15 protein-coding genes are annotated in these 13,117 nt (G+C 67.7%); 8 read left to right on the top strand and 7 right to left on the bottom strand.

Annotation, left to right across the window (positions count from 1 at the left end):
* Nucleotides 1–58 precede the first annotated feature (58 nt).
* Nucleotides 59–526 carry a DUF1465 family protein gene (locus G7B69_RS12540; RefSeq protein ID WP_166179797.1) on the top strand — a complete coding sequence of 156 codons (468 nt, stop codon included), beginning with the start codon at nucleotides 59–61 and terminating at the stop codon, nucleotides 524–526.
* Here the strand turns inward: G7B69_RS12540 and glpK are convergent.
* Nucleotides 523–1,992 carry a glycerol kinase GlpK gene (glpK, locus tag G7B69_RS12535; RefSeq protein ID WP_166179795.1) on the bottom strand — a complete coding sequence of 490 codons (1,470 nt, stop codon included), beginning with the start codon at nucleotides 1,990–1,992 and terminating at the stop codon, nucleotides 523–525. The genes G7B69_RS12540 and glpK overlap by 4 nt on opposite strands.
* 34 nt (nucleotides 1,993–2,026) lie before the next feature.
* Between glpK and G7B69_RS12530 the strand changes: the two genes are divergently transcribed.
* The 5 genes from G7B69_RS12530 to nadA all read left to right on the top strand — a co-directional run bounded on the left by G7B69_RS12530 (nucleotide 2,027) and on the right by nadA (nucleotide 6,221).
* Nucleotides 2,027–2,899 carry an MBL fold metallo-hydrolase gene (locus G7B69_RS12530; RefSeq protein ID WP_166179793.1) on the top strand — a complete coding sequence of 291 codons (873 nt, stop codon included), beginning with the start codon at nucleotides 2,027–2,029 and terminating at the stop codon, nucleotides 2,897–2,899.
* On the top strand, nucleotides 2,881–3,567 hold the full coding sequence (locus G7B69_RS12525; protein ID WP_166179791.1) for a DUF4230 domain-containing protein: 687 nt from the start codon (nucleotides 2,881–2,883) through the stop codon (nucleotides 3,565–3,567). The genes G7B69_RS12530 and G7B69_RS12525 overlap by 19 nt, the downstream gene beginning before the upstream one ends.
* 121 nt (nucleotides 3,568–3,688) lie before the next feature.
* A complete protein-coding gene (locus G7B69_RS12520; RefSeq protein ID WP_166179789.1) occupies nucleotides 3,689–4,351 on the top strand; it encodes a hypothetical protein in 663 nt (220 codons plus the stop codon).
* A gap of 85 nt (nucleotides 4,352–4,436) precedes the next feature.
* On the top strand, nucleotides 4,437–5,156 hold the full coding sequence (locus tag G7B69_RS12515; RefSeq protein ID WP_166179787.1) for a hypothetical protein: 720 nt from the start codon (nucleotides 4,437–4,439) through the stop codon (nucleotides 5,154–5,156).
* A gap of 66 nt (nucleotides 5,157–5,222) precedes the next feature.
* Complete coding sequence (nadA, locus tag G7B69_RS12510; protein ID WP_166179785.1) at nucleotides 5,223–6,221, top strand: quinolinate synthase NadA; 999 nt, start codon at nucleotides 5,223–5,225, stop codon at nucleotides 6,219–6,221.
* Here the strand turns inward: nadA and G7B69_RS12505 are convergent.
* The 4 genes from G7B69_RS12505 to G7B69_RS12490 are packed head-to-tail and all read right to left on the bottom strand — an operon-like array spanning nucleotide 6,218 to nucleotide 10,323.
* Nucleotides 6,218–6,367: a hypothetical protein gene (locus G7B69_RS12505; protein ID WP_166179783.1), complete on the bottom strand. Its 150-nt coding sequence runs from the start codon at nucleotides 6,365–6,367 to the stop codon at nucleotides 6,218–6,220. The two genes, nadA and G7B69_RS12505, sit on opposite strands and share 4 nt — an antisense overlap.
* Nucleotides 6,364–8,166, bottom strand: a complete 1,803-nt coding sequence (locus tag G7B69_RS12500; protein WP_166179781.1) for a DUF885 domain-containing protein — start codon at nucleotides 8,164–8,166, stop codon at nucleotides 6,364–6,366. The genes G7B69_RS12505 and G7B69_RS12500 overlap by 4 nt, the downstream gene beginning before the upstream one ends.
* A complete protein-coding gene (locus tag G7B69_RS12495; protein WP_166179779.1) occupies nucleotides 8,167–9,387 on the bottom strand; it encodes an MFS transporter in 1,221 nt (406 codons plus the stop codon).
* 24 nt (nucleotides 9,388–9,411) lie between these two features.
* Nucleotides 9,412–10,323, bottom strand: coding sequence for a DMT family transporter (locus G7B69_RS12490; RefSeq protein ID WP_166179777.1), 912 nt, complete (start codon nucleotides 10,321–10,323; stop codon nucleotides 9,412–9,414).
* 59 nt (nucleotides 10,324–10,382) lie between these two features.
* Here G7B69_RS12490 and G7B69_RS12485 point away from each other — a divergent pair, with 59 nt between their 5' ends.
* Complete coding sequence (locus G7B69_RS12485; protein ID WP_207786013.1) at nucleotides 10,383–11,258, top strand: HpcH/HpaI aldolase/citrate lyase family protein; 876 nt, start codon at nucleotides 10,383–10,385, stop codon at nucleotides 11,256–11,258.
* Here G7B69_RS12485 and G7B69_RS12480 read toward each other — a convergent pair.
* The gene (locus G7B69_RS12480; RefSeq protein ID WP_166179775.1) at nucleotides 11,255–11,557 is read right to left on the bottom strand and encodes a hypothetical protein; all 303 of its coding nucleotides are present in this window, start codon (nucleotides 11,555–11,557) and stop codon (nucleotides 11,255–11,257) included. The genes G7B69_RS12485 and G7B69_RS12480 overlap by 4 nt on opposite strands.
* Complete coding sequence (gene lipB, locus G7B69_RS12475; protein ID WP_166179773.1) at nucleotides 11,554–12,222, bottom strand: lipoyl(octanoyl) transferase LipB; 669 nt, start codon at nucleotides 12,220–12,222, stop codon at nucleotides 11,554–11,556. The genes G7B69_RS12480 and lipB overlap by 4 nt, the downstream gene beginning before the upstream one ends.
* Nucleotides 12,223–12,287: 65 nt before the next feature.
* Between lipB and G7B69_RS12470 the strand changes: the two genes are divergently transcribed.
* Entirely contained in the window at nucleotides 12,288–13,112 is an 825-nt protein-coding gene (locus tag G7B69_RS12470; RefSeq protein WP_166179770.1) for a glycerophosphoryl diester phosphodiesterase membrane domain-containing protein, read from the top strand.
* Nucleotides 13,113–13,117: the final 5 nt, after the last annotated feature.

Here is a 13,117-nt window from a genome sequence, read left to right as displayed (position 1 = left end):
ATTATGGTTACCGCGCTGGTAACCGGCACCGAAACGGGCCTAGCTCCGTTGTAACGCCATGGCCGAGCCCACCGACCTCAGTCCGACGATCATAGAATCGCTCTATTGCGAGGCGCTGGTGCTCGCCGACGAGGCGCGCGCGGTGTTCGACCTGTCGGGCCGGCTCGACCTCGCCGGCGAGGACGAGGACCTCGCCCGGGTGGCGCTGAGCTGCGAGGCGCTGCGCACGACCACACGGATGATGCACGCGATCGCCTGGCTGCTCAATCAGCGCGCCTATTTCTCTGGCGAAATCAGCGAGTTCCAGTTGCGCCACCACGGGCGTCTGCCGCGCTCGCAGCCGGAGAGCAAGCCCGAACAGCTCGCGATGCTCGGTCCCGACACGCAAGAGTTGATCCTCAGGACCGAGCGCTTTCACGCGCGCATCGCCCGGCTCGACAAAGCCTGGCGCGAGCGGTTCGAGATGCATCCGAGCGCAATCCATCGCCTGCGCGACCGCATCGGACGCGAACTCGGCGCGGCCTAGACCGCCGCCAGCGCCTTTTCCCACGCCGCCAGGCGGGCTTTACGCAAGTCGTTCGCCATCGCCGGTTCGAACCGGCGCGTGCCGCCGATCATCGCCGCACACGCTTGTTCTAACGAGCCGTGCAGCCCTGCGCCCACGGCAGCCAGCATTGCCGCGCCGAGCGCGGTGGTCTCGACGAAATCGGGCCGCACCACCGGCAGCGCGGTGATATCGGCGATATCCTGCGCCAGCCAGTCGTTGGCGCTCATCCCGCCGTCGATCCTGAGCTCGGTCCATTCCGCGCCGTCGGCGGCGAAAGCGTCGGCGAGATTCTGCGTCTGGTGGCTGATCGCCTCGAGCGCGGCGCGCACGACGTGCGCGCGCGTGGCGGCGAAGCTGAGCCCGGTGATCGCCCCCCGCGCCTCGGCTCGCCAGTGCGGCGCGCCGAGGCCCGAGAGCGCGGGAACCACCACGACCCCCGCGTTGTCCTCGACTGAGCGGGCGAGCTCCTCGCTCTCGTCGGCGCGGACGATCATCTGCAGCGAGTCGCGCAGCCACTGGATCAGGCTGCCGGCAACGAACACCGAGCCTTCGAGCGCGTAGCAGCGCCGTCCGCCAAGCTGGTGGAGCACCGTCCCGAGCAGGCGATTTCGCGATCGGGGAGCGTCGCTTCCCTTGTTGGCGAGCACGAAAGCCCCGGTTCCGTAAGTCGCCTTGGTTTCGCCGGGCGCGAGGCAGCCCTGGCCGATGGTCGCCGCCTGCTGGTCACCGGCGAGGCCGCAGATCGGAATCCATGCGCCAAACAGCGCCGTCGTGCCGAATTGACCCGCGCTGTCGACGACCTCTGGCAGGGCCGCGGGCGGCACGCCGAACAAGTCGCACAAACCGCTGTCCCAAGTCGCGCCGGTCAGCGGCAGCAGTAGCGTGCGGCTGGCGTTCCCCGCGTCGCTGACATGCGCGGCACCATCGGTGAGCCTGAAGACCAGCCAGCTTTCGATCGTGCCGAAGGCCAGGCGCCCCGCGCGCGCCGCTTCGGCGACGGCCGGTTCGTTGTCGAGCAGCCAGCGCATCTTGGTGGCCGAGAAATAGGGGTCGAGCAGCAACCCGGTCGTCTCGCGCACCGCATCTTCGTGCCCCGCAGCGCGCAGCTCCTCGCAGAAGGCTGCGGTGCGCCGGTCCTGCCACACCAGCGCACGGGCGAGCGGCTCCCCGGTCGCGCGGTCCCACGCGACCACCGTCTCGCGCTGATTGGTCACGCCGATAGCGGCGATCCGCCCGGCCCCGCCCGCCCGCTCGACCATCTCGCGAGCGCAGGCGACGGTCTTGTCCCAGATCTCGCCCGCGTCGTGCTCGACCCAGCCGGGCCGCGAATAGTGCTGGGTCAGCTCGCGCTGGGCGGTGCCGCGCAGCTCGCCCGCCGGGGTGAACAGCATCGCCCGGGTCGAGGTCGTCCCTTCGTCGAGCACCAGGATCAGCGGTTCGGTCATTTCAATCCTCATCCACGCAAGCCATATGCGGCGGATGGCGATGCCCCCGCAACCCTGGCCGACCGGCGAAGTCGAACAGCTCGAGCCGCTCGTCCGGCGGGTGCTGGCGCCGAACGGCTCGCCATTCACGTACACCGGCACGCAAACTTATCTCGTCGGAAGCAGCGAGGGCCTGGCGGTGATCGATCCCGGCCCCGCCGAGCCCGGGCATCTCAACGCGCTCGTACGCGCCATCGGCGACACGCCCGTGATCGCGATCGCCTGCACCCACACTCACCGCGACCACTCCCCGGCCGCCGCGCCGCTCGCGCAAATGACCGGCGCGCCGGTAATTGGCTGCGCGGCGCTGGTGATCGAGAGCGACGAGCCGCGCGCCGACGCACCGTTCGACGGGGACTACGCGCCCGACCGCGTACTGACCGACGGTGAGCAGCTGGCGGGGCCGGCCTGGACGCTGACCGCGCTTGCCACCCCCGGACACACTTCCAACCACTTGTGCTTCGCTCTCGAGGGAACCGGCGCGCTGTTCACCGGCGATCACGTGATGGGCTGGTCGACCACCGTCGTCGCTCCGCCCGACGGCGACATGGCCGCCTACATGGCCAGCCTCGCGCTGCTGCAGGAGCGCACCGATAGGGTCTATTACCCGGCGCACGGGCCCGCCGTGCACAACCCCCGGCAACTGGTGCGCGGGATGATCGGCCACCGCCGCCAGCGCGAGCGGCAGATATTGAAGCTCCTCGGTCGAGAGCCGCAAGTCATCGCCGAACTGGTCCCGCAGATGTACAAGGGCGTCAATCCGTGGCTGTGGCCCGCTGCCGGACTTTCGGTGAAGGCGCACCTGCTCGATCTGGAACGGCGCGCCCTGGTCGCCCGTTCGGGAGAAATATGGACGATCCTATCCTGATCAAACGCGAGGCTGCCGGCGACCGGTTGCAGCACGCGCCGCACCGCCAGGCCTCGCTCGCGCGGGTGCAGGCACTGCCATGGCTGCTGTTCATCGTGGCCTTCGCGCTGGCAGCGTGGTTCGCCTGGAAGGCGTTCGGGCCGGAAGATCTAGGCGATCCGCTGGCAACCAGCCTCACGGCTCTCGAAAAGCAGAACAAGTTGACAGTTTTCTCGGCCCAGCTCTCACCGGTGGTTGCGAGCGAGGACAGCCGGCTATTCGGGGCGATCAAGAGCCGCCAGGTCGCGGTGATCCCCGCGCGGGTCGATTATACCATCGACTTGTCGAAGATGGACCGTGGGCGCCTCGCCTGGAACGGCGAGACCCACACCATGGATGTCCAGCTTCCCGCGCTGATCGTCGGCAAACCGAACCTCGACGAAGCCCACGCGCAATACCTGCGCGAAGGCATCTGGATCACCAACACCGCGCAGGACCGTCTCACTCGCAACAACACCCGGCTCGCCGAGCAGCAGGCGGTCCAGCAGGCCGCCAATCCTGTCCTGATGGACCTCGCCCGCGCGGCGGCGCGCGAGGCGATCGGGCAGAACCTCGCCATCCCGCTGCAGGTTGCCGGCTACGGCGACGTCAAGGTCAAGGTGCGCTTCGACGGCGAGCCGGCAGGTTGACAGCGCCGGCGGTAAGGAGTCACTCTGCGTCATCTGACTGACTCGGGGGAGGCAGATCATGGCAACCGTTGCATCATCGGGAATCTCCGCGCTTCAAAAAGAGCGCGCGTTCTTCTTTTATATGGCGTTGGCCGTCGTCGTGACGGTCCTCGCGGGCTTCGGCTTCTTTTTCGCGATCGGTGCGTCGAGCATCTACTCGCCGTGGTGGGTCCATCTCCATGCGGCGTCGATGATGACCTGGGTCGCGTTGTTCCTGACCCAGACCTTTCTCGTCTATCGCGGCAACGTGACTGCCCACCGCACGCTCGGCCCGATCGCCGCCGGCTGGAGCGCGTGGATTGTCGTGCTCGGTTTCGTGATCACGGCGATGGACGTCCGCACCCACCGCGTGCCGCCGTTCTTCCAACCCAACTATTTTCTGATGATGGACTGGCTCAACATGGTCGCTTTCGGCGGCCTCGTGCTCGCAGCGGTCCGCCTGCGCAATCGGGCGCCGGACTGGCACAAACGGCTGATGCTGGGAGCGATGCTGAACCTCATCTCCGTTGCCTGGGGCCGGCTCACGCTACCTTTCATCTTCGACGAGCGCGGTATCTGGCTGGTCATGGCGATCTTGCTGGTCGGCTATTTCGGGGTGGCCATGCTCTACGACAAGCGCACACGCGGCGCCGTCCATCCGGCCTATTTCTGGGGCGCGGGTGCGCTCGTCGGCTGGGTGAGCGTGAGCTTCGCGATTGCCTGGACGCCCCCTGTGCTGGCGCTAACCAAGTCGCTTGGCGGCTGAATCGTCGACCGTCCTGGGCGGCGATTGACATCGGCCGCATAACCACCGACACCCGCCTCAAGTCGCTATGCTTGGGGAGGGCTTCGTGGCGACTATCGCATCATCCGCACCATCCGCCGTTCAGCGCGAACGCGCGTTCTTCTTCTACATGGCGCTGGCCCTAGCCGGGGCGTGCGTCGCCGGCTTCGTTCGCTCGATCGTCCTCGGCCAGTCCAACTTCGGCGAGCCGTGGTGGGTGCATCTCCACGGCATCTCGATGATGGGATGGGTGGTCCTGTTCGTTACCCAGAACAGCCTCGTCGCGAGCGGCAATCTGGCGGTCCACCGCCGGCTCGGCATCCTGACCGCCGGCTGGAGCCTGTGGGTGCTGCTGATGGGCACGATGGTCCTGGCGATTAATACCGCGACCCATCGAACGCCGCCTGCCTTCACGCCGGAATACATCATCGCGATGGACGGTCTTGCCACCGCCGCCTTCCTGGGCCTGACCTGGGCCGGCATCGCGCTGCGCAAGCGTTCGGACTGGCACAAGCGCCTGATGCTGAGCGGCACGATCTGCATCATCGCGCCGGGGCTCGGCCGCATCGTGCCCCACGCGTGGGTCGGCCTTCAGATGACCTACGTACTCCTTCCGCTGCACCTGCTCTTCTTCGCCGTGGCCATCGGTTACGACTTGCGAACCCGCGCGCGCGTGCATCCGGCGTATTTTTGGGGCCTCGCCGCGCTGGTCGGGATGACCGTGTTGCCGAATATGGTGGTGGGCTTCCCGCCGCTGGTCGCGCTGGTGCGCTCGCTCGGGGGCTAAAAAAGCGCGCCTAGGCCCGCGACAGCGGCGGGGCGACTTCCTATATGGCCGGCAAGGAGGCCGCCCATGTCCGTCGAAACCAAACTCCCTGCCGGCGCCGACCTGCGCGCCGAGATCGACCGGCTGCGCAAGGAGCGCAATGCCGTCATCCTGGCGCACTACTACCAGAAGCCCGAGCTGCAGGACCTCGCCGATTTCGTCGGCGATTCCCTCGAGCTCTCACGCAAGGCGGCCGACACCGATGCCGAGGTGATCGCGTTCTGCGGAGTCAAGTTCATGGCCGACACGGCGAAGATTCTGTCGCCTGAGAAGATCGTCGTGCTGCCCGACCTGGAAGCAGGCTGCAGCCTCGAGGACTCGTGCCCCCCGCACAAGTTCAAGGCCTTCCGCGAGGCGCATCCCGATCACATCGCGCTGACCTACATCAACTGCTCGACCGAGGTTAAAGCGCTCAGCGACGTGATCGTCACCAGCTCATCGGCCGAGACGATCCTCAACCAGATTCCCAAGGAGCAGCCGATCATCTTCGGCCCCGACCGGCACCTCGGCGGCTACCTCAACCGCAAGTTCGACCGCGAGATGCTGCTGTGGCCGGGCGTTTGCATCGTCCACGAGGCCTTCAGCGAGCGCGAGCTGCTCAAGCTGATGGCGCAGCACCCCGATGCCCCGGTCGCCGCGCATCCCGAGTGCCCGCCGCACATCATCGACCACGCCGATCACGTCGGCTCGACCAGCTCGATCCTGCAGTTCGCCAAGACGTTCCCCGGCGACACGCTGATCGTCGCCACCGAGCCGCACATCATCCACCAGATGGAAAAGGCGCTGCCGAACAAAACCTTCATCGGCGCACCGGGTGCCGACGGCAACTGCAACTGCAACATCTGCCCGTACATGGCGCTCAACACGATGGAGAAGCTCTACCTCGCCCTTCGCGACCTCCAGCCGCGGATCGAGATCGAGGAAAGCGTGCGCCTGGCCGCGCGGCGCAGCGTCGACCGCATGCTCGAAATGGCGAGCGGGACGATCGGCCTGGGCGATTTGGGCAGGATGCCCTCGGGCGACTAGTCCTCCGTCCCGCCGGGCTTGCGGTGCGGCTCGGTGATCGCCGGTGGATCGCTCGCCGGGAAGCTCTCGTCGAGCGCTTCGTCGAGCAAGTCTTCGCGATGCTTGCGTTGGCCGTTTTTCGGCTTCCGTGGCTTCTGCGCGCTCATTCCTGCGGCACCGGCAAGTCGAACATCAAGGCGCGCACATATTTCACCGGCGGCGAGCCGTGCGCGAGGACCTCGTCGTTGTAGCGCCGCAGCGTGAAGCCCTTGTCCCAACGCTGCCTGGCCTCCTCGCGCAGCGCCGTGTGCTCCTCGTAGCCGGTGAAGTAGCTCAATAGCTGGACGGACGAGAGCTGCGCGCGCAGCCACTTGCCGGCGGCCTCGCGCTCCTGCTGGAAGGCGCCGGCCATCATCAGCTCCATCGCCTGGTCGCGGGTCATGCCTTCGGTCTGGATGCCGATGTCGAGCAGGGTGTTGGTGATCGAGCGCAGCCGCATCTTGAGCATCGTCAGCTTGAACAGCTTGCCGTCCTCGGTCGCGTCGCCGCCGAGATAGCCCTGCTCGGCCATCAGCCCCTCGCCGTAGACCGCCCAGCCCTCGATGAACGGGCCCGACTGGAGCACCCCGCGCAAGGGATCGTCGTTCATGTTGGCATGGTCGAGCTGCAGGTAATGCCCGGGCATGGCCTCGTGGATCGACAGGTCGTGTAGCATGTAGAGGTTGTATTCGGTGAGGAAGCTCGCCGCCTGCTGATCCGTCCACTCCTTCGGAATGGGCGAGATCGTGTAGAAGTTCGGCTGCTCCTTCTCGAGCGGCCCAGGCGCATCGTCGTAGGCGACCGAATTGCCCTGGTTGAACACCGGCATCGGCACGATCTGTACCGGCGCCGAAGGCATCGTCACGAAGCCCTTCTCGCGCACGAAGTCGGTCGCCTGGGCCAGGGTGTCCCGCGCGACTTGCTCCAACGTGTCGCGCGTCGCCCGCCTGGCGTAGCTCCTGCCGAGCGCGCACTCGATCGCCTGCTGCTGGGTGCCCTTGTCGCACTCGGGGAAACTGCGCGCGAGGCGCTCCATCTCGGCGCGGGTGTCATTGAACGCCCGCTGCGCCTTGGCCTTGAGCTCGGGGCGGGTCATCGAGCTCATAAGCTCGAACTTCATCTTGCGGTCGTAAAGCGCCGGGCCGAGCCGGAAATCGCCCCTGGCGTTCGGCACCAGAACCCCGTCGAGCCACTTTTGGTGCTCGGCGACCGCGGCCTTCAGATTGGCGAGCGCCGCATCGAAGCGCGTGCGCGGAACGCCGCTGCGCTCGACCTCGGGCAGCAGCGCGGCGTCGACGATCTCCATGATCCCGGCGTTCTGTTTGGCCACTGTCTCGGCGTAGACCTTCGGCACCCGCCTAGGGTCGAGCTGCCTGCGTTCCTCGGCGAGGAAAGCCGGGAGCTTTTCCATTCGCGAGACGATCGCCTCGAAGCGCGTGGGCCACGGGGCGAAGTCGCGCGCGATCAGCAGGTAGAGCGCGTTCGAGGCGTTTGAATTGTAATACTGCGGGTTCCACGCCCAGGTCTGCAGGGTTTCGGTGTCCCACAGGTCGTACTCGACGGCGTTCTTGAGCAGCGCGTAATCGACCTGATTGTCGGGCGTGAGCCGGCTGCGGTCAATCTGGCCGAGCGCTTGCAGCAACTGCTTGTCCATGACCGCGCGGGTCTTGCGCGCGCTGGCGTCGATCGCCGGAAGCTCTCCGTCGTGCCGATGGTCGCCCAGTTGCGTCGCGGCGACGGGATTCTCGGCGGTCAGGATATCGATGTACGTGCGGCCGACCTTATCGAAGGTGGCATTCTGGTCGGCGGCCGTCGGGCTGGCGATGACAACCGCGGGCGCGGCGTCGACCGGCGGGGGCGCGGCCGGCATCGTGGTGCAGCCGGCCAGCAGCAGCCCCGCGATCCCGGCCATCCCCCGCGTGGTCACTCAGGCAGCCCCTGTCTTGCGCGGCGCCGTCTCCTTGAGGAACAGGGCGACGACGAACCCCAAGATCAGGCTGGCGATGGTGAAGGTGAAGACGTGCTCGATTCCGCTCGTGCTGGCGATGCGCCCGGCAATCGCCGGCGCCACGCCGCCGCCGAATATCTCGCCCGCGCCGATCACCAGCCCGGCCACCGAAGCGACCATGCCGAGCGGAGCCGCTTCGGCGGCAACGGGTCCAGCCAGGATGGCGAGCGCCGAGAAGTTGAACAGCGCGGCGAAGAAGATCAGCCAAAACAGCGTCGACAGGCTGTCCGCCCCGGCCTGGGTGAACAGGTAGGTGAACACCGCCGCGAGGATGTAGGAAATCAGCGTGGCCAGCTTGCGGCCGATGAAGTCCGACACCGTCGGCATGGCGAACTGGCCGAGCGCGCCGCCGAAGCCGATCGCCGAGACCACAGCGCCCATCTGCTGGACCGAGAGGTGCAGATAGTCGGTCAGGTAGTTGGGCATCATCGCGCCCATCACGAAGATGCCGCCCATCGCGCACATCAGCGTCAGCATGGCCAGCGGCACGTTGCGATGGCCGAACAGGTCGGCGACGCCAGGGCGCGCCACGCGCGCGCCGTCAGGCGTACCGTGTTCCGGTTCGCGGATCAGGAAGAACATCACCGCCGCCATCACCAGGCCGGGGATACCGACTAGCATGAACACCGTGCGCCAGGTGGTCACAAGCAGCAGTTGGGTGGCAATTATCGGCCCTATCGCGTTGCCCATCAGCGAGATCATGCACTGGAAGATCCCGTTGTTCATGCCGCGCCGCTTGGGGTGCGAGGCTTCGACCGCCACCGCCACGCCGGTCGAGGCGACCGGCCCTTCGGCGAGCCCCATCACGGCGCGGATCAGCAGCAGGCTGACCAGGCCGCCGACCATGCCCGAAAAGGCCGACATCAGCGAGAAGACGATCACCGCCGGAATCAGCACCTTGCGCCGCCCGACCCGGTCGGACAGGAAGCCCATGGCGAAGGCCGAGATGCCCCAGAACACCGCGAGAATCCCGACCAGGTTGCCGAGGTCCTGGTAGGTCAGCCCCAGCTCGCCCATGAAGGCCGGAAACAGTACCGGCAGGATGAAGCGATCGAGCCCGACCAGTCCGAAGGTCAGGCTCAGGATCAGGATGATCTTCCACTCGTAGCCGGTATCCCAGCTCTTGCCGTCTTGCTGCATGTTCCCCCCACCCGATTATCCGGTTTATCCGGTGACCTTATCAGCGGCTGTGGGCCCCGTCGATTCCCCTGCCACGCGGGCGATCACCAGCGCCGAAGCGAGCAGCGCCATGCCGACGACGTCGATCCAGCCGAGCCTCTCGCCGAAGGCCAGCCACCCGGCGAGCGCGGCGATGGCCGGCTGGGTCAGCAGCGCCAAGCCGATCGCCAGCGGCGAGAAATGCCGCAGCGAATAGACCAGCATCCCCTGGCCGACGATCTGGCTCGAGAAGGCCAGGGCGACCAGTGGGCCCCAGTGCTGCGGCCAGACCGGCTCGCCGTGGAGGATAGCGACGAGCAGCAGCACGGGCACCCCGGCGGCGCTGGACCAGCCGAGCAGGCGCCAGCTTGCAAGCACCCGGCGCGCGTCCTGCAGGATCAGCAGGTAGCCGGCGTAGAGGAGGCCGGCGAGCAGGCAGAACAAGTCGCCGATCAGCGTCTGCGCGGAAACCTCGAAGCTGCGCCCGAGGAGGATCGCCGCGCCGGTGAAGGCCGCGGCGATGCCGAGCCACTCGCGCGCCTTCGGCCAGCGGTGCCAGACGAGGAAGCCCCAGACCATCAGAATCAGGCTGCCCGAGTTGCCGAACAGCGCCGCGTTGCCGAGCCGGGTGAAGCCGATGCCGACATGCCAGCTCGACAGGTCGAGCGCGAAGAACACCCCGCCGAGCCCAATCGCCAGCAGCAGCTTGCGCGAAACCGGCGCGGCGGGGCTCGGCTCGCGGCTGGCGAACAGGAACAGCAGCGGCAGGGCGAGCGCCAGCCGCCAGAAGCCCGCGGCGATCGGGCCGCTGTCCGCCAGCCGCACGAAGTACGGCCCGAGCGCCAGCGCGGCGTTGCCGATCAGCAGCGCGGCTAGCGGGAGCAGGCGGTGGCGCGGCGGATCGGCGGGCGGATTCACCGGCCCGGTCTAGCCGCGCGCGCCGCGAAGGCTATAGGAAAGACCAAGGAGATTGCGCGATGCCGATGCGTTCGTGGCTGTTCGTTCCGGGCGACAGCGAGAAGAAGCTGTCGAAGGTGGCCGGGTGCGGCGCCGACGTGGTGATCGTCGATCTCGAGGACGCCGTCGCTCCGCAAGCCAAGGAAGCGGCCCGTTCGATGGCGCGCGACTGGCTCGATTCGCAGCACCGCACCGGCGGCCCGGGCCGGCGCTGGGTGCGCATCAACGCGCTCGATACGCGTCTCTGGCGCGAAGACCTGCTGGCGGTGATGCCGAGCGGGCCCGACGGGATCATGGTGCCCAAGGCCGCCGGGCCGGCGCAATTGCAGACCCTCGCCGCCGAACTGCACGATCTCGAGCAGCGCAACGGAATCGCGCCAGGCCACACGAGGTTGCTGCCGCTGGTCAGCGAAACGCCCGCCGCCGCGCTGGGCATCCCGGCCTATCTCGACATTCGTGTCCCACGACTCGCCGGCCTGACCTGGGGCGCCGAGGACCTGTCGGCGGCGATCGGCGCCAGCCGCAAACGCGATGCCGAGGGACGCTGGACCGACGCCTTTCGCATGGTCCGCGCGCAAGTGCTGCTAGCCGCGCATGCCTGCGAGCTCGTGCCGATCGATACGCTCTATGCCGATTTCCGCGATCTCGCCGCGCTTGAGCGGGTCGCCCGGGAAAGCCACGCCGACGGCTTTGCCGGAATGCTGGCGATCCATCCCGACCAGGTGCCGGTGATCAACGCCGCCTTCATGCCGAGCGAAGAAGAGATCGCCGAGGCCCGGCGCATCGTCGCCGCCTTTGCCGCCGCCCCGGCCGCGGGCGCCTTGCAGATGGAAGGCCGCATGCTCGACCAGCCGCACCTCGAACAGGCGCGGCGGCTTCTGGCTGGCCTGGGCTAGGGCGCGGCGGTCGGCGAAGGCGCGGCCGTCGCCGCTTCGCCGGGTTCTCCCGCGGCTTCGCTGGCCGCATCGCCCTCGCCGCTTGCCTCATCCTCCGCGCCTTCGGGCGTGGTGCCTGCCTTGCTCGGGGCGAGCAGCGGCGGCTCGGACTTGAGCTTGTCGAGCGGCAGCATCGCGTCGCTCACCGTTCCCTGCAGCACTTCGCCCGAGGCCGAGCGCTCGTCGTTGCGGGCGGGCTTGTTGCATCCGGCCAGCAATACCAGCGGGAGCAGCAGGGCGAGCGAACGCGGGAGGGTCAAGTGCAAGTCTCCGAACCAGCCAGCGCGGCAAGGAAACCGCCGGCGCGACGCTGCAATGCCTCATCCCACTCCTCGGGCGCAACCTCGATCCCGAGCTTGCTGAGGCTGGTGACGCCGAAATCGGCGATCCCGCAGGGCACGATGCCGCCGAAATGCGTGAGGTCGGGATCGAGGTTGACCGCAAACCCGTGCATCGTCACCCAGCGGCGGATGCGGACGCCGATCGCGCCGATCTTCGCCTCGCTGCCGTCGACGTCGCGCGTCCAGATGCCGATCCGGCCCTCGGTCCGCCAGGACTCGACGCCGAAGTCGGCCAGCGTGGCGATGACCCAGCCTTCGAGCGAATGGACGAAGCAACGCACGTCGCGCCCGCGCTTGGCGAGATCGAGCAGCACGTAACCGACCCGCTGTCCGGGGCCATGGTAAGTGTAGCGCCCTCCGCGCCCGGTCTCGACGACCTCGAAGCGCGGATCGAGCAGCTCGCCCGGCGGTGCGCTGGTGCCGGCGGTGTAGACCGGCGGGTGCTCGAGCAGCCAGACCAGTTCGTCCGCCTCGCCGGCCGCGATCGCCGCGTTGCGGGCTTCCTGCTCGGCGAGCGCCCGGCGATAGGGGACCGGCGCCTCGCTGCGCCGCCATTCGATCGAATTCTCCGGAACCGTGGCCATCGCCGATTGCGTGGCGGCGCGCGCGCCGTTTATCAAGGGTCAAGAGGCCACAGGAAAGCTAAGCGATGAAACTCGAGATGAATCTGGCCTGGAGCGACGCCGTCAGGCGCATCGGCGGCAACCGCGACGTGATCCTGGTGGTCGCCGGCGTGTTCTTCTTCCTCCCATATTTCGCCTTCATGCTTATTTCGCCCGATCCCCTGGCCGGAATGAGCGCGGCCGCGTCGAACGACGCGAAGGCGGTGATGGAGCGGCTTTCCGCCTTCTATGGCCAGCTCTGGTGGGTGATCCTGATCATCATCGTGGTGCAGGCCGCCGGCATGCTCGGACTGATCGCGCTGCTGTCGGACCGCCGCCGCCCGACTGTGGCGCAGGCGCTGAAGCTCGGAGCGCGCAAGGTCCTGTCCTATATAACCGCCTACCTGGTGCTGGGGATGGCCCTGTCGTTCGCGCTGATGGTCGTTCTCCTCCTCGCGGCTCTGACCGGCGCGACGTGGCTCGCCGGGATCGTCATTTTCGCCGGCCTTGTCGCATGGGCCGTGCTGTTCGTGCGTTTCTCGCTGGTGCCGCCGATCCTGATCAAGGAGAACGTCGGCAGCCCGCTGAAGGCCCTCGCCCGCTCGTGGCAGCTGACCCACGGCAACGGCGGACGGCTGTTCGCGTTCTTCGTTTTGCTGTTCGCCGCCTACATCGTGGTCATGCTGGTGGTTTCGATGGTGCTCGGCCTGCTGTTCGGCCTGTTCGGGACGGAAGCGGCGCACTTCGGCGAGGCCCTGGTCGGCAGCATGCTGAACGCCGCATGGGTGACGACCTTCCTCGCCGTGCTCTCGGCGGTTCACGCGCAGTTCGCCGGGCCGTCGCCGGCCGCGCTCAGCGAAACGTTCGAATAACGAAG

Origin of the sequence: Croceibacterium segetis (assembly GCF_011320115.1) — a bacterium.
In the GTDB taxonomy this organism is placed as follows: Bacteria; Pseudomonadota; Alphaproteobacteria; order Sphingomonadales; family Sphingomonadaceae; genus Croceibacterium_B; species Croceibacterium_B segetis.
This window is presented reverse-complemented; position numbering and strand designations above follow the sequence as displayed.

Coding starts and splice junctions, on each gene's coding strand:
- G7B69_RS12520 (WP_166179789.1), top strand. CDS start 3,689: ATGGCGTTGGCCGTCGTCGTGACGGTCCTCGCGGGCTTCGGCTTCTTT.
- G7B69_RS12470 (WP_166179770.1), top strand. CDS start 12,288: ATGAAACTCGAGATGAATCTGGCCTGGAGCGACGCCGTCAGGCGCATC.
- G7B69_RS12525 (WP_166179791.1), top strand. CDS start 2,881: ATGGACGATCCTATCCTGATCAAACGCGAGGCTGCCGGCGACCGGTTG.
- G7B69_RS12540 (WP_166179797.1), top strand. CDS start 59: ATGGCCGAGCCCACCGACCTCAGTCCGACGATCATAGAATCGCTCTAT.
- lipB (WP_166179773.1), bottom strand. CDS start 12,222: ATGGCCACGGTTCCGGAGAATTCGATCGAATGGCGGCGCAGCGAGGCG.
- nadA (WP_166179785.1), top strand. CDS start 5,223: ATGTCCGTCGAAACCAAACTCCCTGCCGGCGCCGACCTGCGCGCCGAG.
- G7B69_RS12485 (WP_207786013.1), top strand. CDS start 10,383: ATGCCGATGCGTTCGTGGCTGTTCGTTCCGGGCGACAGCGAGAAGAAG.
- G7B69_RS12505 (WP_166179783.1), bottom strand. CDS start 6,367: ATGAGCGCGCAGAAGCCACGGAAGCCGAAAAACGGCCAACGCAAGCAT.
- G7B69_RS12530 (WP_166179793.1), top strand. CDS start 2,027: ATGGCGATGCCCCCGCAACCCTGGCCGACCGGCGAAGTCGAACAGCTC.
- G7B69_RS12495 (WP_166179779.1), bottom strand. CDS start 9,387: ATGCAGCAAGACGGCAAGAGCTGGGATACCGGCTACGAGTGGAAGATC.
- glpK (WP_166179795.1), bottom strand. CDS start 1,992: ATGACCGAACCGCTGATCCTGGTGCTCGACGAAGGGACGACCTCGACC.